The 21,057-nt window shown below is 72.9% G+C and carries 19 protein-coding genes; 8 read left to right on the forward strand and 11 right to left on the reverse strand.

Annotated features, from left to right (window positions below):
- Positions 1-101: 101 nt before the first annotated feature.
- Positions 102-1,712 (forward strand): AMP-binding protein, encoded by a 1,611-nt coding sequence (locus ACLGIH_RS07635; protein WP_416524463.1) that lies wholly within the window; start codon positions 102-104, stop codon positions 1,710-1,712.
- Between the two features lie 15 nt (positions 1,713-1,727).
- On the forward strand, positions 1,728-3,344 hold the full coding sequence (locus ACLGIH_RS07640) for an aminotransferase class I/II-fold pyridoxal phosphate-dependent enzyme (RefSeq protein ID WP_416524464.1): 1,617 nt from the start codon (positions 1,728-1,730) through the stop codon (positions 3,342-3,344).
- 2 nt (positions 3,345-3,346) lie between these two features.
- Here the strand turns inward: ACLGIH_RS07640 and ACLGIH_RS07645 are convergent, their stop codons facing one another.
- Together ACLGIH_RS07645 and ACLGIH_RS07650 are read right to left on the reverse strand one after the other, a co-directional pair.
- Positions 3,347-4,378 (reverse strand): NAD-dependent epimerase/dehydratase family protein, encoded by a 1,032-nt coding sequence (locus tag ACLGIH_RS07645; protein ID WP_416524465.1) that lies wholly within the window; start codon positions 4,376-4,378, stop codon positions 3,347-3,349.
- An 89-nt stretch (positions 4,379-4,467) separates the two neighbouring features.
- Positions 4,468-5,274, reverse strand: a complete 807-nt coding sequence (locus tag ACLGIH_RS07650) for an ABC transporter permease (RefSeq protein WP_416524466.1) — start codon at positions 5,272-5,274, stop codon at positions 4,468-4,470.
- Positions 5,275-5,487: 213 nt separating this feature from the next.
- Here ACLGIH_RS07650 and ACLGIH_RS07655 point away from each other — a divergent pair, with 213 nt between their 5' ends.
- Positions 5,488-6,648 (forward strand): N-acetyltransferase, encoded by a 1,161-nt coding sequence (locus ACLGIH_RS07655; RefSeq protein WP_416524467.1) that lies wholly within the window; start codon positions 5,488-5,490, stop codon positions 6,646-6,648.
- 33 nt (positions 6,649-6,681) lie between these two features.
- Here ACLGIH_RS07655 and ACLGIH_RS07660 read toward each other — a convergent pair whose 3' ends face one another.
- Positions 6,682-7,281 carry an ABC transporter ATP-binding protein gene (locus tag ACLGIH_RS07660; RefSeq protein WP_416524468.1) on the reverse strand — a complete coding sequence of 200 codons (600 nt, stop codon included), beginning with the start codon at positions 7,279-7,281 and terminating at the stop codon, positions 6,682-6,684.
- A gap of 214 nt (positions 7,282-7,495) precedes the next feature.
- Between ACLGIH_RS07660 and ACLGIH_RS07665 the strand changes: the two genes are divergently transcribed.
- Entirely contained in the window at positions 7,496-8,095 is a 600-nt protein-coding gene (locus ACLGIH_RS07665; protein ID WP_416524469.1) for a YdeI/OmpD-associated family protein, read from the forward strand.
- Positions 8,096-8,117: 22 nt separating this feature from the next.
- Here ACLGIH_RS07665 and ACLGIH_RS07670 read toward each other — a convergent pair whose 3' ends face one another.
- The 4 genes from ACLGIH_RS07670 to ACLGIH_RS07685 all read right to left on the reverse strand — a co-directional run bounded on the left by ACLGIH_RS07670 (position 8,118) and on the right by ACLGIH_RS07685 (position 10,965).
- Positions 8,118-8,579, reverse strand: a complete 462-nt coding sequence (locus ACLGIH_RS07670; protein WP_416524470.1) for an AAA family ATPase — start codon at positions 8,577-8,579, stop codon at positions 8,118-8,120.
- Between the two features lie 116 nt (positions 8,580-8,695).
- Complete coding sequence (locus ACLGIH_RS07675) at positions 8,696-9,142, reverse strand: DUF6299 family protein (protein WP_416524471.1); 447 nt, start codon at positions 9,140-9,142, stop codon at positions 8,696-8,698.
- A 108-nt stretch (positions 9,143-9,250) separates the two neighbouring features.
- The gene (locus ACLGIH_RS07680; protein WP_416524472.1) at positions 9,251-9,649 is read right to left on the reverse strand and encodes a RidA family protein; all 399 of its coding nucleotides are present in this window, start codon (positions 9,647-9,649) and stop codon (positions 9,251-9,253) included.
- Complete coding sequence (locus tag ACLGIH_RS07685) at positions 9,646-10,965, reverse strand: acyl-CoA dehydrogenase family protein (RefSeq protein ID WP_416524473.1); 1,320 nt, start codon at positions 10,963-10,965, stop codon at positions 9,646-9,648. Before ACLGIH_RS07685 ends, ACLGIH_RS07680 begins: the two co-directional genes overlap by 4 nt.
- A 204-nt stretch (positions 10,966-11,169) precedes the next feature.
- On the opposite strand from ACLGIH_RS07685, the gene ACLGIH_RS07690 reads away from it, so the two are divergent.
- The 3 genes from ACLGIH_RS07690 (at position 11,170) to ACLGIH_RS07700 (ending at position 14,603) form a co-directional block, all read left to right on the forward strand.
- On the forward strand, positions 11,170-12,780 hold the full coding sequence (locus ACLGIH_RS07690) for an AMP-binding protein (RefSeq protein ID WP_416524474.1): 1,611 nt from the start codon (positions 11,170-11,172) through the stop codon (positions 12,778-12,780).
- 15 nt (positions 12,781-12,795) lie between these two features.
- The gene (locus tag ACLGIH_RS07695; protein WP_416524475.1) at positions 12,796-13,638 is read left to right on the forward strand and encodes a PaaX family transcriptional regulator; all 843 of its coding nucleotides are present in this window, start codon (positions 12,796-12,798) and stop codon (positions 13,636-13,638) included.
- An 83-nt stretch (positions 13,639-13,721) separates the two neighbouring features.
- Complete coding sequence (locus ACLGIH_RS07700; protein WP_416524476.1) at positions 13,722-14,603, forward strand: sulfotransferase family protein; 882 nt, start codon at positions 13,722-13,724, stop codon at positions 14,601-14,603.
- A 9-nt stretch (positions 14,604-14,612) separates the two neighbouring features.
- On the opposite strand, the gene ACLGIH_RS07705 is transcribed toward ACLGIH_RS07700, so the two are convergent.
- A complete protein-coding gene (locus ACLGIH_RS07705; RefSeq protein ID WP_416524477.1) occupies positions 14,613-16,901 on the reverse strand; it encodes a bifunctional salicylyl-CoA 5-hydroxylase/oxidoreductase in 2,289 nt (762 codons plus the stop codon).
- Positions 16,898-17,725, reverse strand: a complete 828-nt coding sequence (locus ACLGIH_RS07710) for an enoyl-CoA hydratase family protein (RefSeq protein WP_416524478.1) — start codon at positions 17,723-17,725, stop codon at positions 16,898-16,900. Before ACLGIH_RS07710 ends, ACLGIH_RS07705 begins: the two co-directional genes overlap by 4 nt.
- Before the next feature lie 218 nt (positions 17,726-17,943).
- Here ACLGIH_RS07710 and ACLGIH_RS07715 point away from each other — a divergent pair, with 218 nt between their 5' ends.
- Positions 17,944-18,429: an ATP-binding protein gene (locus ACLGIH_RS07715; protein ID WP_416524479.1), complete on the forward strand. Its 486-nt coding sequence runs from the start codon at positions 17,944-17,946 to the stop codon at positions 18,427-18,429.
- Here the strand turns inward: ACLGIH_RS07715 and ACLGIH_RS07720 are convergent.
- Both ACLGIH_RS07720 and argF read right to left on the reverse strand, forming a co-directional pair.
- On the reverse strand, positions 18,389-19,825 hold the full coding sequence (locus ACLGIH_RS07720; protein ID WP_416524480.1) for an amino acid permease: 1,437 nt from the start codon (positions 19,823-19,825) through the stop codon (positions 18,389-18,391). The genes ACLGIH_RS07715 and ACLGIH_RS07720 overlap by 41 nt on opposite strands.
- A 104-nt stretch (positions 19,826-19,929) precedes the next feature.
- Positions 19,930-20,937 carry an ornithine carbamoyltransferase gene (gene argF / locus ACLGIH_RS07725; RefSeq protein WP_416524481.1) on the reverse strand — a complete coding sequence of 336 codons (1,008 nt, stop codon included), beginning with the start codon at positions 20,935-20,937 and terminating at the stop codon, positions 19,930-19,932.
- Positions 20,938-21,057: the final 120 nt, after the last annotated feature.

Raw genomic sequence — 21,057 nt, forward strand, 5'->3', positions numbered from 1 at the left:
ACCGGTTCCGCCAGCGCCCAGCCTCGTTGGACCCGATGACACGAACCGGTATCGAGGTCTTGGTGAGGTACTTGAAGAGTTCTGCCTGTGTGCTGTCGCTCTTGGAATCCTGGGAGGGAGACGATTCCCTGGCTCATCGGTACGCGGTCGACGATGGTTTCGCCGAGTTGTCGCGCGCCGACCTGCTGACCGTCGTACGCGATCACGCCGAAGGCCTGGTGCGCCGCGGCGTACGGCCGGGGGACAGAGTGGCCGTCGTGGCGGCGCGGCCACAGCCGTTCATCGCGGCGTTCCTGGGGGCGATGTGGGCGGGTGCCGTGCCGGTTCCGATGGCGCCGCCCGCGTGGGGCGGCGATCCGGCGTGGTCGCAGACGGCGACGGCACTGCTGAGCGCAGTGGGCGCCCGGGCCGTCGTCGGACCGGAGGACACGCTGCCGGCCGGGGCACGCGTGACCCGGCTCGCCCACGAGGAGTTGCCGGTCCCGGCCACGGGGTCGGTGACCAGGGCTGAACTGAATGCGCAGCGTGCGGCGTACTTGCAGTCCAGCAGCGGCAGTACGGGAAAGCCCCGGGTGGTGGCGGCGACCTGGGGCGCCGTGACGGCGAACAGCGTGGGCATCATGCGGGACGCGCTCGCGGCGCGGGCCGGCCGGGACCACGGGGTGACCTGGTTGCCGCTGCACCACGACATGGGGCTGGTGGGGTTCGTCCTGGCGCCGATGGTGGCCGGAGTCTCCGTGACGTTCATGACGCCGACCTCGTTCTTGCGTGACCCGCAGTCGTGGATGCGCGTCATGGCGCAGGTGGGCGGCACCATCACCGCGGCTCCGAACTTCGCGTACGCCCTGGCGGCCCGGCGTTCCGACCCGGAGGAGGTGGCCCGGCTCGACCTGTCGCGGGCACGGGTCCTGTTGTGCGGCGGGGAACCGATCAACCGCGGTGTGCTGGAGTCCTTCGCCCGGCTGCACGCGGTCGCCGGGCTGGCCACGGCAGCGGTGCGCCCCTGTTACGGGCTGGCGGAGAACACCCTCGCCCTGACCGTGGCGCCCGGCGGTCCGCGCAGCGACACCGTGGACGCCGCCGATCTGCACGCGCGGCAACACGCCCGTCCCGCGGCACCGGACCGGGAGGCGGTGGAAGTCGTCTCCTGCGGGCCACCGCTGCCTGGTCATGAGATCCGTATCGTGGACGAAGCGGGAAGGGCGTGCGCCGAACGCACGGTGGGCGAGATCTGGGCGCGTGGACCGTCCGTGGCCGACGGCTATGTCGGGGACGACGGAGCCACCCGTGAGGCCTTCCGTCCCGACGGCTGGCTGCGCACCGGGGACCGCGGCTACCTGTCCGGCGGCCAGTTGTACGTCGTCGGGCGGTGCAAGGACGTGCTGGTCGTCAACGGCCGCAACATCGACCCCCAGCGGGTGGAGTGGCTGGCGGAGACGGTGGAGGGAGTGCGGCCGAACGGAGCGGTGGCCTTCACCCGCCCCGGCACGGACAGCGAGGAGATCGTCGTGGTGGTGGAGTACCTGCCCCGATGCGGTCCCGGCGTGGCCGACGCGGTGCGACAGGTGGTGGCCCGACGACTGTCCGTACAGGTCGCGGACGTGGTCCTGGAACGCCCGGGATTCGTGCTGAGGACCACCTCCGGCAAGCCGCGCCGCCAGGCGATGCGCACCAACTACCTCGCGCACCGCACCGCCACACCGACCGGTTGACAGGGAGGAACCGTCATGCCTTCCCGCCACTCACTGCTGCGGGTGCTGCACCGGGCCTGCCAGGCAGCGACCCGGCACCCCGTCCCCGTGCTGGAGGAGGACACCGAGCTGCGCCTCCTGGGACTCGGCTCGCTGCAGGCGATGGAAATGCTCGTCGTCATCGAACAGGAGCTGGGCGTCCGGCTGGACGACACGGCCGTGTACGGCGCCCGCACGGCGGGCGACCTGTGCGACGCCGTCGCCCGGGCGCTCGACGCCGTGCAGCCTCCCACCACGCACCCCCGCCCCGCCCCGGAGGCGGGCTCGGCCGTGCCCCGGCCGACGCCACCGGCGGCCGGACCCCGGCCGGACAACGACGTCCCGGTGCCCCGTCCCGACACCGGGACGCTGTCGGCCGGTACCGGCGGGGAGCCTGATGCCTTTGCCGCGCCGCACACGCGTGGACTGCACGCCATCGTCGAACTGGTGTCCCAGTCACCGCATCCGGTCCCCTACTTCGCCGTGCACGACGGCAGGCCGGGCGCGACCACCGTGGTCGACGGGGAGACAAGGACGCTGTTCTCCTCCTACGACTACCTGGGCCTGGGCGGCGATCCCCACGTGATGCGGGCGGCGAAGGAGGCCATCGACCGCTTCGGCACCACGGTGGCGGCCAGCCGTGCCGCGTCCGGTGAACGTCCGGTCCACCGTGAACTCGAAGCCTCGCTGGCCGGCTTCCTGCGTGCGGAGGCGGCCCTGGCCTTCGTCTCCGGACATGCCACGAACGTCTCGGTGCTGGGCCACTTGGCCGGGCCCGGCGATCTGGTCGTGTACGACAAGCTGGCCCACAACAGCCTGGTGCAGGGAGCCGAGTTGTCCGGGGCCCGGCGCCGCGTCTTTCCCCACAACGACATGGCGTTCCTGGACCGTCTTCTGACGGCGGAGCGGCATCACCACAGGCGGACGGTGGTCGTCGTGGAGGGCGTGTACAGCATGGACGGCGACCTGGCCGACCTGCCCGCGCTGGTCGAGCTGCGGGACCGGCATCGGGTGACGCTGTACGTGGACGAGGCCCACAGCATCGGCGTCCTCGGTCCGTCGGGAGCCGGTGTGGTCGACCACTGGCAGGTGCCACCGGAGGCCATCGACGTGCGCATGGGCACCTTGTCCAAGGCGCTGGCCAGCACCGGCGGTTTCGTCGCCGGCGCCGACTCCCTGATCACGCACCTGAAGCAGACGACACCGGGGTTCGTGTACAGCGTCGGCCTCGCGCCGAGCGTCGCCGCGGCCGCCCATGCCGCGCTCGCCCAGTTGCGCGCCCGTCCTCACCTGGCCGCCGCCGCTCGACGCCAGGCGGACCTCTTCCGGGACCTCGCCGGCAAGGCGGGGCTGGACACCGGCGGGAGCAGCACCGGGTCCTGCGTGGTACCGGTGATCGTCGGTGCGGACCGGACCGCTCTGGATCTCGCTGCCCGTCTGGCGGCGCGCCGCGTCAGCGTGTGCCCGTTCGTCTCTCCCGCGGTGGAGCAGGGGCAGGCGAGGCTGCGCTTCTTCGTCACCGCCCGGCACACCGACGCCCAGATCGAGGAAGCGGTGACCGCGACCGCCGAGCTGCTGGCCGACCTGACCTCGGTGCCGGCCTCCGGAGGCTGAGGTCAACGGCCTGCCCGGTGCCCCGGGGCGGAAGCTCCCGGGACACCGGGCAGGCCGCGGAGATCGTGCGCGCCGCACAGCGCGCCGAGGCCCTCCCGCAGCCCTGTCGCCGCGTGGAAACCCCAGTCGCGGCGCGCCTTCTCGTCGCTGCACGTCCACCACGGGTGCGTCAGCTCGCGTACCTTGTCCCTGGTCAGGGCGGGCGCGGCGCCGCCCGTGAACCGAGCTGCCAGTTCACCGGCTCTCGCCACCGCCGCAGCCACGGCCGCCGGGGCGCTCACCCGGTGAGGGGCTTTGCGCCCGATCGCCGAGGCAAGGACCACCGCGAAGCTCTCCCAGGTGTGCACGACGCCGTCCGAGACGAAGTAGACGCCGTCGTTCCCCGCGGGACGTGCACGGGGCGCACGGGCGGCCGCACTCAGCAGGGCGGTGCACAGGTCGTCGACATGGATGAGGCTGAAGCGGCGTTCACCACGCCCGCAGGACACCAGCAGCCGAGCGCGGATCATGGGCAGCACGGACGGCACCAGCATGGCGTCCCCCGGGCCGTAGACGGCGGGCGGGCGGATGACCGTGACCGGCATCCGGTCCGAGAACTCCCGTACCGCCCGCTCCCCGGCCAGCTTGCTGCGCCCGTACGCCGAGACCGGCGTGGGTGCGTCCTCCTCGGTGCGGGGACGGTCGACGGCAGGGGCGGGGCCGGCGGCGGCCAGCGAGGAGCAGTACACGAAAACGGGGGGTACGGGCAGGGCCGCTGCCGACCGGGCGAGGTGGCCGCTGCCGACGGCGTTGCCTGCCCAGTACGCCTGCTCGCGCAGGGCCGACGTGACGCCGCCCAGATGCAGGACGACGTCGGCGCCGCTCACCAGCTCCGGCAGGCCCTCGCCACTCGTCAGGTCGCCCACCACCCGGCGCAGGTTGCGCGTCGGCAGGTGGTGCACGGGGGAGTTCGGCCGGACCAACGCGGTGACGAGGCCGCCTTCCGCGGTGATGCGGTGGCACAGGCGCCTGCCGATGAAGCCGGTGGCTCCCACGACAGCGATCCGCCTGCCTTCCCACGATCGGCTGCCGGGGGCGGCCGAGGGCGGCACCGCCCGGCAGGTGCAGGTGCTCTCCCGCCCGGTCACCGGCCCACCGCCTGCCGGGCCGGGAGGGCCACCGCGCGGGATGCCACACGGGTACGCCGGTGGAAGGTCCAGAGACTGAACGCGGCAGCGGCCGCGAACCACACCAACGGCAGGAGCAGCCAGTGCAGCAGCACGGTGTCGGAGAAGCCGGCCGCCACCGCCGCCTGCATGGCACCGTAGGACGGCAGGAACTGGACGATTCCGGTCTCGGCTGACGCACTCTGCACCGGGTTCTGCAGCACGATGTCGGTGACGGACACCATCACGATGACGAACATGCCCTCCACCTCCTTGCGCAGCAGGGCACCCAGCGCCACGCCGATCGCGCCGTAGGTCAGCGCGGTACTGAACAGTGCGGCGGCCAGCAGCACGGGCTGGCGCGGTGACCAGTACAGGCACAGCACCGCGGTGGCGTAGACGACCAGGACGGCTGCCGCCAGCGCCAGGCAGATCACTTTGGCCGACAGCAGGTGGACGCGGGAAAATCCGGCCATCGCCAGGCGCTGGTCGAAGGAGCCGCTGCTGAAGGTGGCGGCGAACATCATGAACCCGAGGATTCCGGTGATCGCGTTCATGGCACCCGTGACCTGTGTCAGCTGGCTGCCGTCCGCGAGCAGCACCTCACCGGTGGCGCGCAACCGGAATCGGACCGGGTCGGTTCCCACCGTCAGGCGGGCCAGCGTCACCCACAGGGGGACGAAGACCAGCATCAGGGCGACAGCCAGCCGGTTGCGCGCGTGCTCGATCATCGCGAACCAGGTCGCACATCCCAGCAGCCGTACGTTCTTCACCGCTTGCCCCATCTCTCCCTCACCACCCCCCTCCGCTCTCTTCTCGGCAGTCGGCTGCCGGGCATCGGCCGTGCCCCCTCGCTGGCCAACGAGGGGGCGCGGCCGATGGACACGCGCAGGGCGGCATACGCGTGCTCACGGCCGCCGTCGCTCGTTGGACAGCACTGCCCCGTCCTCCGTGTCCCCTCTCCGCCCGGGACACCGCAGAGCCAGGAGAAGACGCCTGTGTCCGTGACGCCTTCCACGATCACTCACGTCGAGATCACCCCCGTACGCACCTCGTCGGACCGCGCGGCGTTCGTGGAACTCCCCTACCGGTTGCACCGGGACCTGCCGCTGTGGGTCCCGCCCCTGCGCAGTGAGCAGCACGCCCTGCTGGACGAGGGCGCCAATCCGTTCTTCGCCCGCGCCGAAGCCCAGTTGTTCCTCGCCCGCAGCCGGGGCTCGGTCGTCGGCAGGATCGCGGCCCATGTCGACCCGCGCTTCGAGGAACACCACGGATGTTCCGAGGGGTTCTTCGGCTTCTTCGACACCGTCGACGACGTGGCGGTCGCCCGGGCCCTCGTGGACGCGGCGGCCGGCTGGGTGGCCCGGCAGGGGCGGCCCACGATGATCGGACCGGTCTCGTTCACCACCAATGACGAGTGCGGGGTGCTGGTCGAGGGCTTCGACCGGCGGCCGGCGGTGATGATGCCCTATCACCCCGCGTACTACGCGCAGCTCTTGGAGCGGACCGGGTTCGCCAAGGCGATGGACCTGCTCGCCTGGGAGTTCGAGACAACCCTCCACGAGGATCCCCGTCTGGTCCGGGCCGCCGACCGCCTCGCCCGCGGTCGCTCGCTCAGCGTCCGGCCGGTCGACCTGCGCCGCTTCGCCGAGGAGACCGAACTGATCCGCACCCTCTACAACGCGGCTCTGGGCGGCAACTGGGGGTTCTGCCCCTTCGAGCGACGTGACTTCGACGTCCTGGCACGCCGGTTGAAGCCCTTCCTCAGGCCCGGTCTGGTCCTCATCGGCGAGGTCGACGGCCGACCCGCCGGGTTCGCCGTGGCCCTGCCCGACCTCGCCCCCGCCCTGGCCGCGGCCCGGGGCCGCCTGTTCACCTACGGCCTGCCCGTGGGCCTCGCACGCTTCCTGCTCGCCGGGCGGCGTCTGGACCGGGCCCGGCTGATCGCCCTGGGAGTCAGCGGGGAGCACCGCGGTCGCGGCCTGGAACTGCTGCTGTACCTCGCCCTGTCCCGGGCCGCCCGTGACCAGCGGCTGACGACGGCGGAGGCCTCCTGGGTGCTGGAGGACAACCACCAGGTCAACGCGGCCACCGCCCGTGTCGGCGGACGCGTCGTCAAACGCTACCGGCTCTACCGGCGGTCCTCGACGACTCACTGATCCCCGGCCGGCGTGGTGCCCTTCCGTCCGCCCTCAACCCAGGCTGTGAGAGATCCGGTCGTCGGTGACCAGACGGCCCGCCTCCATACGCCACAGGCGGTCGAACCGGTCCATGTCGTGTGCGATGTGGGAGACGACCAGCAAGGAGCAGCCCGCTGTGCGGAGTCGTCCGGCCAGGTCCCAGAAGCGAAGGTAGGTCTCCCAGTCGAACCCCTGGTACGGCTCGTCGAGCAACAGCACCGGAGGCTGGTGCATCAGCGCCAGGACCAGGTTGAGCTTCTGCCGTGTTCCGCCGCTGAGCCTGTCGATCCGAGCCGCCCGGTACTCGGAGAACCCCAGGACGTCCACCAGCTCGTAGGCCTTCGTGAGGTCCGCCAGGCCGTAGGCGGCGCGGAAGAACGCCAGGTGCTGGTCGACCGTGAAGGACGGGTTCACCACCGGTTCCTGCGGGCAGTACCCTACGCGTCCCGCGCAGTACACCTCGCCCCGGTCAGGCGTCATGAGCCCCGCGAGGATCCTCAGCAGCGTCGACTTGCCCGACCCGTTCTCACCCACGACGCCGGCCAGACAGCCGGCCGGCAGTTCGAGGTCGACGCCTCGCAGGACGTTTCGCCGTCCGAAGGACTTGTCCACGCCGCACACCCGCAGCGCGGGTGGCGCGTGGCCGGGTTCCGAGCCGCCCGCATCGCCGCGCTCTCCTCCCTGACCCTTCCCGCCTCCGCTCATGACTGCCGCGTTGTGAATCTTCATGCCCTCACAACGAAGCACACGGCTCGGCGCAACGTGTCATCCGCGGCGACTCCGCCGTGCCCGGACCCGGTTGACCGTGCCAAGGGGGTGGGTTTTCATGAGCGCCATGTCTGGTGGATCACGGGAAGCGACGGATCCGGTGCTCTCCTTCGCCACGCAGGAGGCGTGGGAGAAGTGGCTGGAGGACAACCACGCCCAGGTCCCGGGAGTCTGGCTGAAGATCCCGAAGAAAGACTCCGGACCGGACGGCGTCGACTACGCGCAGGCGCTGGAGTCGGCGCTCTGCCACGGCTGGATCGACGGACAGAAGAAGAAGCTGGACGACCGTCACTGGCTCCAGCGCTTCACCCCGCGGCGGCCGGGCAGCAGGTGGTCGAAGGTGAACCGGCAGAAGGCCACGGAGCTGATCGAGCAGGGCCGGATGCGGCCGGCCGGACTGCGGGAGGTGGAGAAGGCCAAGGCGGACGGCCGCTGGGAGGCGGCGTACTCCAGTCAGAGCAAGGCGACCGTGCCCGACGACCTCCAGGCGGCCCTGGACGCCCTCCCCGAGGCGCGTGACTTCTTCTCCACGCTCGACAGCCGCAACCGCTACGCGATCCTCTACCGGGTACAGGACGCCAAGAAGCCCGAGACCCGAGCGGCCCGCATCGAGAAGTACGTCGCCATGCTCGCCGGGAAGAAGAAGATCTACCCCTGACCGCCACCGCGGCAGCGCGCTCTCACCCGCGCACGTCGAAGCCGCCCCGGCCGTCGAACCGGACCTCTCGGACCGCGTCGAAACCGTCCGCACGCGACGGCTTGCGCAGCCGCTTCAGGGTGGCCAGGACGCCGGCGTCCGGAACGCGCTCACGCCCCTGACGGGCGGCGTTGCGGCGCAGCGAGCCGGTCACGTCCGGCGGGAACCAGTAGGCCGTCGCCGTCGCCCCGTGGACATGGGCCAGCTCCACCAGCGGGCCCCACTCCTCGGGCGACGGGTTGGTGTTGTCCACCGCCACCGGCCGCCCGGCCGCCAGGTGCTCCGCCACCAGCCGCATCTGCCGCCGCTGCTTGTTCTTGGCGCCCCGCGGAAACCGGTCCTTGCTGACCAGCGCGTAGCGGCCGGCCAGGCACCGCTCGTAGAAGGTGGACTTCCCGGCGGCCTGCAGCCCGACCAGCACGGCGACATCTGCTTCGACCGCCATGACCGCCACGATGCCACAGGGCGCCGCCGCCCGCGGTGACCGAGCGGTGCAGGTGGCCGTCGCCGCCGTCGGCCGGCGCCCGCCGGACGGCGGGTGCCGGCCGCGTGCCGGGTCCGTCAGGCCTGTACCAGCGTCACGTCCTGCCCCTGCTTCGCGTGGAAGCTCGGCAGCGGCAGGCCGCCGAACGGACGGAGTTCCATCAGGGTGGCCTCCACGTGCGCCGGGCCGGGCCGCAGTCCGGCGTTCGTGGAGGGCCGGCCGGTGTTGGCCCAGCGGTGCTCCAGGCCGTCGCAGACGGCGCGCGTGCCGCCGATGCCGTGGCGGACGGAGCCGGAGTCCTGGCTGACGGAGGAGCTGACGAAGACCGGGCCGGTGCCGGGCGCGCAGCGGTAGCTGCCGGAGAGGGTGACGGTGCCGTCGGCGGCGATGCGACCCGTCGGGTCGACCATCACCGTGCCGGTGTCGTACTGGGCCGCGGGTGCGGCGTGGGCGGCGGGCGCGGCGGGCAGGAGCACGGCCGCGGCGGCGGCGAGGGCGGGGCGCAGGGGCAGTCGCCAGGGCATGGGAAACCTCCTGATGGTGGGGTTTCCACTGGTACCCGGCGGACGGGCCGGCGGACGTCATCGTCACCCCTTCGGTGGCGAGTCCGCGTCGGCGGCCCCGTGGTCCTGCTACGGCAGTACGGCGACCCCGTCGAGTTCCACCAGCGCCCGCTCGTCCCACAGGCGTACGACCTCCACGACCGCCATCGCCGGGTAGTCGCGCCCCGCGCACTCGCGCCAGACGCGGCCCAGTTCGGCGGCATGGGTGCGGTACGCGGCGACGTCCGTGGCGTAGACGGTGACCCGGGCGAGGTCGGCGGGGGTGCCGCCGGCGGCGCGCAGGGCGGTCAGCAGGTTGGCGAGGGCCCGCGCGAACTGCTCGGGGAGGGTGTCGCCGGTGACCTTGCCGTCGGCGTCCAGCGCGGTCTGGCCGGCCAGGAAGACGACGCGGGTGCCGGTGGCGACGACGGCGTGGGAGAAGCCGGTGGGCGGGGACAGGTCGGGCGGGTTGATGCGCTCTGCGGTCACGCGGCGTCCTCCGGGTGCTCCGAAACGTCCAGTGCTGCGTACAACTCCTTGGCGATGATGCCGCGCTGGACCTCGCTGGCGCCCTCGTAGACGCGGGGGGCGCGCACCTCGCGGTAGAGGTGTTCCAGCAGGTGGCCCCGGCGCAGCGCCCGCGCGCCGTGCAGCTGGACGGCCGCGTCGACGACGTACTGGGCGGTCTCGGTGGCCAGCAGCTTCGCCATCGCGGCGCGCCGGGGGACGTCCGCGGCCCCCGTGTCGTACGCCGTGGCCGCCGCGTAGACCATCAGGCGGGCCGCCTCGGTGCGCAGGGCCATCTCGGCGACCTGGTGGGACACGGTCTGGAGGTCCCTGAGCCGGCCGCCGAACGCCTCCCGGGCGGAGGTGTGCGCGAGGGTCGCCTCCAGGGCGGCCTGCGCCATGCCGACGGCGAAGGCGCCGACGCTGGGGCGGAACAGGTTGAGGGTGCCCATGGCGACCCGGAAGCCCCGGTCCACCTCGCCGAGCACGTCGTCGGCGGTGACCGGTACGGCGTCGAAGGCGAGGGCGCCGATGGGGTGCGGGGAGAGCATCTCCAGGGCGGTGCCGGTGAGGCCGGGGCGGTCGGCGGGCACGAGGAACGCGGTGACGCCGCGGGCACCGGCGCCGGGTGTGGTGCGGGCGAACACGGTGTAGAAGTCGGCCTCGGGGGCGTTGGAGATCCAGCACTTCTCGCCGGTGAGCCGCCAGCCTGCGCGGCCGTCGGGGTGCGCGGTCAGCGGCGACCGGGAGGCGTCCGGCCGGGGAGCGTCCGACCGGGCGGTCATCGCGTCCGGCGAGGCGGTCTCCGTCGCGTCCGGCGAGGCGGTCGTCGTCGCGTCCGGCACGCCCGGCACCTCCGGCCGGGCACCCGGCGAGCCGGCGGGCGCCCCGGCCGGCTCCGCCCGCAGCGCCAGCGCCGCCGCGTCCGAACCCGCCGCCGGCTCGCTGAGCGCGAAGGCCGCGATCGCCGTGCCGTCGCCCACCCGCGGCAGCCAGCGGGCGCGCTGGGCCTCGGTGCCGTGCGCGTGGACCGGATGGGCACCCAGGCCCTGGAGGGCGAGGGCGGTCTCCGCCTCCGTGCAGGAGTGGGCCAGGGACTCGCGCATGAGGCACAGGTCGAGGGCGCCCGAGGCGAACAGGCGGCGCAGCAGACCGAGCGCACCGAGTTCGGCGACGAGAGGGCGGTTGACGCGGCCGGGTTCACCCTTCTCGGCGAGCGGGCGCAGCCGCCGCGCCGCCAGGGTGCGCAGCTCGGCACACCAGGCGGCCTGTGCCGGTTCGAGCGAGAATGCCGTCATCGCCGGACCTCTCTCCCCGCGGCCGTCCCCGGCCGCCGTCCCGAGCCTGCGCGGCCGTCCCCGGCCGCTCGTGCGACGCTCCGCGGCCGTTCCCCGGCCGCTCACCCGACCGTATCGCGTCCCATTGACTGCCGTCACCAAGACGATACGCTCCTTGTGCGAGCCCACCAGAGCCCACCACCGCAGGCAAGGGGGCGAACCGCCATGACCGGCCCGACCCGCTCCGCCCATGTCGACACGTTCGCGCGCGACCACCTCCCGCCGCCCGGACAGTGGCCCGAACTGATCTTCGACCTGCCGGAGCTGCAGTACCCCGAACGGCTGAACTGCGCCGCCGAACTCCTCGGCCACACCGCCGCCGACCGCCCGGTCTTCCGCACCCCCGACGGCGAGACGTGGACCTACGGCGAGCTGCGCGCCCGCGTGGACCGGCTCGCGCACCTCCTGGCCACCGATCTCGGCGTGGTCCCCGGCAACCGGGTGCTGCTGCGCGGTCCCACCACCCCATGGCTGGCCGCCTGCTGGCTGGCGGTGCTGAAGGCGGGCGCCGTCGCGGTCACCGTGCTGGCCCAGCAGCGCCCGGCCGAGCTGCGGGCGGTGTGCGACATCGCGCGCGTCGGGCACGCCCTGTGCGACATCCGGTCCGTCGACGACCTCGCCAAGGCGGACGTGCCGGGGCTGCGGATCGCCACCTACGGCGGTGACGCGCCCGACGACCTGCTCCGCCGCCCGGCGTCCGAGGCGCCGTACCCGGCAGTGGACACCGCCGCCGACGACGTGGCGCTGATCGCCTTCACCTCGGGGACCACCGGCCGGCCGAAAGGGTGCGTGCACTTCCACCGGGACGTGCTGGCGATCGCCGACACCTTCTCGGCGCGCGTGCTCCGGCCGCGCGCCGACGACGTGTTCACGGGCAGCCCCCCGCTCGGCTTCACCTTCGGCCTCGGCGGGCTGGTGATCTTCCCGATGCGGGCCGGGGCGAGCGCCCTGCTGCTCGAACAGGCCGGTCCGAAGCAATTGCTGCCCGCGATCGCCGAGCACCGGGTGTCGGTGCTGTTCACCGCGCCGACGGCGTACCGCGCGATGCTCGACGACCTGGACGGGCACGACATGACGTCCCTGCGGCGCTGCGTCTCGGCCGGCGAGAACCTGCCCGCGGCCACCTGGCGGCGCTGGCACGAGCGCACGGGGCTGCGGATCATCAACGGCATCGGCGCCACCGAGCTGCTGCACATCTTCATCTCCGCCGCCGACGAGCACATCCGGCCGGGGACGACCGGCGTCCCGGTGCCGGGGTGGCACGCGCGCGTGCAGGACGCCGACGGCGAGCCGGTGCCCGACGGGGAGCCCGGGCTGCTGGCGGTGCGCGGGCCGGTCGGCTGCCGCTACCTCGCCGATCCGCGGCAGCGGGATTACGTGCGGGGTGGCTGGAACATCACCGGGGACACCTATGTCCGCGACGGCGACGGGTACTTCCGGTACGTCGCCCGCGCCGACGACATGATCATCTCGGCCGGGTACAACGTCGCCGGCCCGGAGGTGGAGGACGCGCTGCTGCACCATCCCGACGTGGTGGAGGCGGCGGTGGTCGGGCAACCCGACGAGACGCGCGGTCAGGTGGTGGTCGCGTACGTGGTGGTGAAGGAGGGGGCCGGGCGGGACGCCGCGGCGCTGCGCTCGTTCGTCAAGTGCGAGCTGGCGCCCTACAAGTGCCCGCGGCGGGTCGTCTTCCTGGACGCGCTGCCGCGCACGGCGACCGGCAAGCTCCAGCGGTTCCGGCTGCGCACCGACGGCACCGGGGGCGTCCGGCAGTGACGCCGACCTCCTAAGATGATCAACGTGTCCGATCAGCACGCACAGCACGCCCCCAGGTCCCTGATCGTCACGCTCTACGGCGCGTACGGCCGCTTCACGCCGGGCCCGGTGCCCGTCGCCGAGCTGATCCGGCTGCTGGCCGCGGTCGGCGTGGACGCGCCGTCCGTGCGCTCGTCGGTGTCCCGCCTGAAACGGCGCGGCCTGCTGCTGCCGGCCCGCACCGCGCAGGGCGCGGCAGGCTACGAACTCTCCCCGGAGGCACGGCAGTTGCTCGACGACGGCGACCGGCGCATCTACGCGAGCGCCCCGCCGGAGGACGAGGGCTGGGTGCTCGCGGTGTTCTCCGTGCCGGAGTCGGAGCGGCAGCAGCGGCACGTGCTGCGCTCCCGGCTCGCCGGGCTCGGCTTCGGCACGGCCGCGCCGGGGGTGTGGATCGCGCCGGCCCGCCTGTACGAGGAGACCAGGCACACCCTGCGGCGGCTGCGGCTGGAGGGGTACGTGGACCTCTTCCGCGGTGACCACCTGGGCTTCACGCCGACCGCCGAGGCGGTGGCCCGCTGGTGGGACCTGGGCGCGATCGCCAAGGAGCACGAGAGGTTCCTGGACCGGCACGCGCGCGTGCTGCACGACTGGGAGCGCCGGGCGGACACTCCCGAGGAGGACGCCTACCGCGACTACCTGCTCGCGCTCGACTCCTGGCGCCACCTGCCGTACACCGACCCCGGACTGCCCGCGCGGCTGCTGCCCGAGGACTGGCCGGGCGCCCGCTCGGCGGCCGTGTTCCGGGCGTTGCACCAGCGGCTGCGCAACGCGGGGGCGCGCTACGCGGGCGCACCCGAACAGCACCCCCACCCGTGATGTGAGCCACAGTCTTTCCCGGAGGAACAACCTCCACCCTTCTCCCATCCTCTTCTCAGAAATTTCCCCTAGGGTCCGGACGCATGACTCTCATGCGTAGCTTGAACCGGGCGCTGACCGCCACCACCGGGCTTCAGGTACGGAGGGCCGGCAAGCCTGCGCCGCCGAGACCCGCGGCGCCCGCCGAGCCGGAGACGGCGAGGTACCGCCGTCCGTCGGCCGAGGACCTGCCGACCGACCGTCTGCTGCGGCAACCGGTCTTCATCATCTCCTCGGTGCGCTCCGGCTCCACCCTGCTGCGCATGATGCTGGGCGCCCACTCCCGGCTGCACGCGCTGCACGAGCTGCACCTCGGCAAGATCGGGGTGGACTGCGGCCCGTGGGTCTCGCGGCGGGCCATGAGCGCCCTCGGGCTGCACCGCGGCGACCTGGAGCATCTGCTGTGGGACCGGGTCATGCACCGGGAACTGGTGAGGTCCGGCAAGGACTTCATCGTCGAGAAGACCCCCGGCAACGCCTTCATGTTCCAGCGGGTGCGGGACTGCTGGCCCGACGCGCGGTTCGTCTTCCTGCTGCGCCACCCCGAGTCGATAGCGCGGTCGTGGCATGAGAGCGACCCGGTCAAGCGGCCGTACGACAAGGCCGTCGCCGAGGTGCTGGGCTACGTGGAGGCCGTCGAGGAGGCCCGCGGAAGCGACGCCGAGGGCTGCACCGTGCGCTACGAGGACATCACCGGCGACCCCGGGCGGGAGATGCGCCGGGTGTGCGCGTTCCTCGGCCTCGACTACGAGCCGGCCATGCTCGACTACGGCGAGAAGAAGAGCGGCGAACTCATCAGGGGCCTCGGCGACTGGCGGGAGAACATTCGCACCGGCACCGTGCAGCCGGGGCGGGAGCTGCCGGCGGACGACGAGATCGCCGAAGCGCTCCGCCCGATGTGCGAGGCCTGGGGCTACACCTCCTGAGCGCGCCCGTCACCGTCCCAGGGTGAGCCGCGGCCGGGGCGCGTCCGTGCGTCCGGTGCGCGGCGGCCGGCTGCCCGCCCGGTACGGCGCCGGCCAGACGGCGCCCGGACCGGCGTAGCCCTGCTCGGCCGCCGCGTGCAGCGTCCAGTGCGGGTCGTAGAGGTGGGGCCGGGCCAGGGCGCACAGGTCGGTGCGCCCGGCCAGGATCAGGGAGTTGACGTCGTCCCAGGAGGAGATCGCGCCGACCGCGATCACCGGGACGCCGGCCTCGTGGCGGATACGGTCGGCGTACGGCGTCTGGTACGACCGCCCGAACTCCGGTCGTTCGTCGGCGACGACCTGCCCGGTGGACACGTCGATCGCGTCGGCGCCGTGCGCGGCGAAGGCGCGGGCGATCTCCACGGCGTCCTCGGCGCTGGTGCCGCCCTCCGCCCAGTCGGTGGCGGAGATCCGGACGGTCATGGGCCGTTCCTCCGGCCACACGGCCCGTACGGCGTCGAAGACCTCCAGCGGGAAGCGGAGCCGCTTCTCCAGGGTGCCGCCGTAGGCGTCGGTGCGGTGGTTGGTGAGCGGGGAGAGGAAGCCGGAGAGCAGATAGCCGTGGGCGCAGTGCAGTTCGAGCAGGTCGAAGCCGGCCCGGGCGGCATTCCGGGCGGCGGCCGTGAACTGCTCCCTCAGGTCGGTCAGCTGGGCCCGGCCCAGCTCTCGCGGGACCTGGCTGTCCGGCCGGTACGGCAACGGCGAGGCGGCCACCAGCGGCCAGTTGCCGTCGGGCAGCGGTTCGTCGATGCCCTCCCACATCAGCCTGGTCGAGCCCTTGCGTCCGCTGTGGCCGAGCTGCACGCCGATCGCGGTGCCCGGCGCCCGGTCGTGGACGAAGTCGGTGATGCGCCGCCAGGCCTCGGTCTGGCGGCCGGTGTAGAGGCCGGCGCAGCCCGGGGTGATGCGGCCCTCGGGGCTGACGCACACCATCTCGGTCATCACCAGTCCGGCGCCGCCCAGGGCCCGGGCGCCCAGGTGGACCAGGTGGAAGTCGCCGGGGACGCCGTCGACGGCCGAGTACATGTCCATGGGCGAGACCACGACCCGGTTGCGCAGGGTCAGGCCGCGCAGCCGGAACGGGGTGAACATCGGGGGCGTGCCGGGCGGGCAGCCGAACTCCCGTTCCACGGCCTCGGTGAAGCGGGCGTCGCGCAGCCGCAGGTTGTCGTGGGTGACGCGGCGGCTGCGGGTGAGCAGGTTGAACGCGAACCGGCGGGGCGGCTGGCCGAGGTAGCGGGCCAGGTCCTCGAACCACTCCAGGCTGGCGCGGGCGGCGCGCTGGGTGGAGGCGACGACGGGGCGCCGCTCCTCCTCGTACGCGGCCAGCGCCTCCGGCAGGGAGGGCCGCTCCGCCAGGCAGGCGGCCAGGGCGAGGGCGTCCTCGACGGCGAGCTTGGTGCCGGAGCCGATGGAGAAGTGGGCGGTGTGCGCGGCGTCGCCGAGCAGGACGAGGTTGTCGTGGGACCAGCGCTCGGTGACGAGCGTGCGGAAGGTGGTCCAGGCCGAGTTGTTGGAGCGCAGCGGACGGCCGCCCAGGGCGTCCGCGAAGATCTTGGCGCACCGCTCGATCGACTCGTGCCTATCGAGTTCGTCGAAGCCCGCCGCGCGCCAGACCTCCTCGCGCATCTCGATGATCACCGTGGAGGCGTCGGGGGCGAAGGGGTAGCCGTGCAGCTGCATCACGCCGTGTTCGGTCTCGGCGATCTCGAAGCGGAACGCGTCGAAGGCGAGGTCGGCGGCCAGCCAGATGTAGCGGCAGCGGTGGGTGGTGAGGTGCGGGCGGAAGGCGTCGGCGTAGGTGTCGCGGGTGGTGCTGTGGACGCCGTCGGCGGCGACGACGAGGTCGTGCGTCCGGGCGAGGCGGTCGGGGTGCGGGGCCGCGGTGCGGAAGCGGAGGTCGACGCCGAGGGAGCGGCAGCGGTCGTGCAGGATCTCCAGCAGGCGCTTCCTGCCCAGGGCGGCGAATCCGTGGCCGCCCGAGGTGTGCCGCGTGCCGCGGTGCACGATGTGGATGTCGTCCCAGCGGACGAATTCCTTCTGGAGGGCCGCGTAGACCACCGGGTCGGCGTGTTCGATGCCGCCCAGGGTCTCGTCGGAGAGGACCACGCCGAAGCCGAAGGTGTCGTCCGGGGCGTTGCGTTCCCAGACGGTGACCTGCCGGCCGGGGTCCAGGCGCTTGAGCAGGGCGGCGGTGTAGAGGCCTCCGGGGCCGCCGCCGATGACCGCGATGCGCGCCCCGCCGGCCGGCGCGGTCACCGTCCCCTCCACTTCGGGGGGCGCCTGTCGGTGAACGCCGCGTGGAACTCGGCGTAGTCCTGGCCGTTCATCAGGAGGGCCTGGGTGGCGGCGTCCAGCTCGACCGAGGCCGCGAGTGGCATGTCCAGTTCGGCGGTCAGCAGGGCCTTGGTCTGGGCGTACGCCAGGGCCGGGCCGTCGGCCAGGCGGCGGGCCAGGGCCCGGGCGGCCTCGTCGGCGTCGCCGTCCTCGGTCAGTTCGCTGATCAGACCGATGCGTTCGGCCTCCGGTGCCCGGACCGGTTCGCCGAGCATCAGCAGACGGGTGGCGTGGCCGAGGCCGACCACCCGGGGCAGCAGGTACGCGGCGCCCATGTCGCCGCCGGACAGGCCGACGCGGGTGAACAGGAAGGCGAAGCGGGCGGTGGGGTCGGCGACGCGGAAGTCGGCGGCCAGGGCGAGGACCGCCCCGGCGCCCGCGGCGACACCGTGGACCGCGGCGATCACCGGGAAGGGGCACTCCCGGATCGCCCGCACGACCTGGCCGGTCATCCGGTTGAAGTCCAGCAGCCGGGCGGTGTCCATCGACAGGGTGGCGCCGATGATCTCGTCCACGTCCCCGCCGGAGCAGAAGCCGCGCCCCTCGCCGGCCAGCACCAGGGCGCGCACGGATCGCTCCCTCGACAGTTCGGCGAGCAGGTCGCGCAGGTCGGCGTAGGCGCCGAAGGTGAGCGCGTTGAGCTTCTCGGGGCGGGCGAGGGTGACGGTGGCGACGCCGTCGGCCAGGTCGAGGCGCAGATGCTCCCAGTCGGGAGTGCGGGCGGCGGAGCCGGTGAAGGGACTCATGACGGGCGGCCTCCTCGGGCGGGCACGGCCTCACTGAGCACTGCACCTCGAAGCTATCACCCATCCGTGACCGTCGTCACGAGGGCGCGATAGGAGTCGCCGGGTACGGTGCCGAAGGTCCCGGGCACTCCCCGTCGAAGGTCTCTGCCGGGCGGCCCCGTACCCTTCCTAGGGTTGACAGCAGGACAGGGACCGCCTGCTCCACGAACGGAACCGCCGTGCACGATCGCTTTCCAGCCCATCCGTCACCCGGCCACCTCCCCTGGGGGCACCTCGCGCCGCCCGGGCCGGCCTCCTGGCGCATCGCGCTGCCGCACAGCGTCGCGGCCGTGCCGGTGGCCCGTGCGCTGGTGCGGACCGCGCTGGCCGAGCTGGAGCACGGCGCCGACCGGGACACCGCCGAGCTGCTCACGGCGGAGCTGGTCGCCAACGCCGTGGAGCACACCTCCGGCGGGGCCCCGATCGAGCTGGTGGTGGAGCTGCTGCCGAGCGGCTGCCAGGTCGAGGTGCACGATCCGGACCCGGCGCCGCCCGGTGACCTCACCCGCCCGGCCGTCACCGCCGTGGACCCGTGGCAGGAGCACGGGCGCGGCCTGCTGCTGATCCGCGCCCTCAGCTCGTCCTGCGGGCACCGCCCCACCGCTTCCGGCAAGGCGGTGTGGTTCAGACTGCCTGCGCTTCCCGCTCAGCGGCGTCCGGCGTGACCTCGGCCGGGCGGCCGAGCCGGGAGTTGCGGCGCCCGTAGAGGGCGTAGACCAGCAGGCCCGCTCCCAGGAAGACGGCGAACTGCAGCCAGGTCGAGGCGCCCGTCTCGTAGATCAGGTACAGGCAGAAACCGACGCCGAGCAGCGGCGTCACCGGGTACAGCGGCACCCGGAAGGTGCGCGCGAGGCCGGGCTCGCGGCGGCGCAGCGCGATCACCGCGATGTTGACGGCGGCCATGACGGCCAGGGTGCCGATGGTGCACAGGTTGACCACCGCGTCCAGCGGGGCGAAGGCCGCCGGGATCGCGAAGACCACGCCGACGATCAGCGTGCCGGCCACCGGCGTGGCGGTACGCGGCGAGACCTTTTCGAAGACCCGTGGGATGAGTCCGTCGCGGGACATGGACATCAGGATGCGGGTCTGGCCGTACATGACGGCGAGCACCACCGAGGCGATGGCGACGACCGCGCCGAAGGCGACGATCCCGCCGCCGATCGTGGAGCCGGTGACCTCGTTGACGACGTGCGAGAGCGCGGCGGGCGTGCCGCCGACCGCGTCACCGCCGATGGCGCCGATCGCGGCGAGCGCGACCGCGCAGTACAGCAGGGTGACCAGGCCGATGCAGACCAGGATGGCGATGGGGATGTCCCGGCGCGGGTTCTTGGCCTCCTCGCCGGCCGTGGTGATCGCGTCGAAGCCGATGTACGAGAAGAAGGCGGCCGTGGTGCCGGCGCCGATGCCGGCCAGGCCGGTCGGGGAGAACGGGCTGAGGTTGCCGTCCTGGAAGGCGGTGAAGCCGATCGCGATGAAGGCGAGGAGCACGGCGAGCTTGAGGACGGCCATGGCGGCGGTGGCCCGGGCGCTCTCCCGCACGCCGCGCACCAGCAGGACGGCGGCCATGGCGATGACGATGACGGCGGGCAGGTTGACCGCTCCCCCGTCGGCGGGGCCGGCGGAGAGCGCCTGCGGGAGCTGGAGCCCGAGGACGCTGTCGAGCAGCTCGTTGACGTACTGGCTCCAGCCGACGGCGACCGCGGAGACGGACACGCCGTACTCCAGGAGCAGGCACCAGCCGACCAGGAAGGCGGTGGTCTCGCCGAGTCCGGCGTAGGCGAAGGAGTACGAGGAGCCGGAGACCGGGATCGCGCCGCCCAGCTCGGCGAAGGCGAACGCGGTGAAGATGCAGGTGATCGCGGCCAGCACGAAGGAGACGACGACGGCCGGGCCCGCCTCGGCGACCGAGTCGGACAGGCCGACGAAGATGCCGGTGCCGACGACGGCTCCGATGCCGAAGCAGACGAGATGGAACAGGCCCATCGTGCGCTTCAGACCGTGGCCTGCGCGGTCGGCGCCGGATTCGGCCACCAGCAGATGGGGCGACTTGATGCGGGGCATACGGGTGGTGCTCGTTTCTGGTGGTGCGGGGCACGACGGTGGTCGCGCTCGGCGGCGCCGGAAGGGGTGGCTCCGGGCCGCCGGTCAGCATAGGCGCTGTCCGCTCAGGCGAGTGTGGCCACCATCACGGCCTTGATGGTGTGCAGCCGGTTCTCCGCCTCGTCGAAGACCACCGAGTGCGCGGACTCGAAGACCTCGTCGGTGACTTCCAGGGAGTCCAGGCCGTGGGCCTCGAAGATCTCCCGGCCGACCTCGGTTCCGAGGTCGTGGAAGGCGGGCAGGCAGTGCAGGAACTTCACGTCCGGGTTGCCGGTGGCGCGCAGCACGTCCATGGTCACGGCGTACGGGGCGAGGGCGGCGATCCGGTCGGCCCAGACCTCCTTGGGCTCGCCCATGGAGACCCAGACGTCGGTGGCGACGAAGTCGGCGCCGCGGACGCCGTCGGCCACCGTCTCGGTGAGCGTGACCCGCGCACCGCTGGTCCCGGCCAGCTCCCGGGCCCGGTCGACGATCTCCTGGGCGGGCCAGTAGGACTTCGGGGCGACGATGCGCACGTCCATGCCGAGCAGGGCGCCGGTGATCAGGTAGGAGTTGCCCATGTTGAAGCGGGCGTCGCCGAGGTAGGCGAAGGCGGTCTCCGTGAGCGGCTTGGCGCCGTGCTCGGTCATGGTGAGCACGTCGGCGAGCATCTGGGTGGGGTGCCAGTCGTCGGTCAGGCCGTTGTAGACGGGCACACCGGCGTACGCGGCCAGTTCCTCGACCTTCGCCTGGCTGTCCCCGCGGTACTCGATCGCGTCGTACATCCGGCCCAGCACGCGCGCGGTGTCCTTCACGGACTCCTTGTGGCCGATCTGCGAGCCGGAGGGGTCCAGGTACGTCGTCGAGGCGCCCTGGTCGGCGGCGGCGACCTCGAACGCGCAGCGGGTGCGCGTCGAGGTCTTCTCGAAGATCAGCGCGATGTTCTTCCCCCGCAGGTACGGTGTCTCGGCCCCGGCCCGCTTGGCCGCCTTCAGCTCGGCGGCCAGCTCTACCAGCCCGCGGAACTCGTCCGCGGTGAAGTCCAGCTCCTTGAGGAGGTGGCGGCCGGCGAGGGTGGTCGGGACAGTCGCCATGGGGCGCTCCAGGGATACGGCAACAGAGAACTCTGGAATACTATACGACCCACGGCATTCTTATACGGAGCCCATCCCGACCGGCGCCCACTCCGGCGACTCGGTGCCCGCGCGTGATCG

Origin of the sequence: Streptomyces hamibioticus, assembly GCF_047946815.1 — a bacterium.
Lineage (GTDB): Bacteria > Actinomycetota > Actinomycetes > Streptomycetales > Streptomycetaceae > Streptomyces.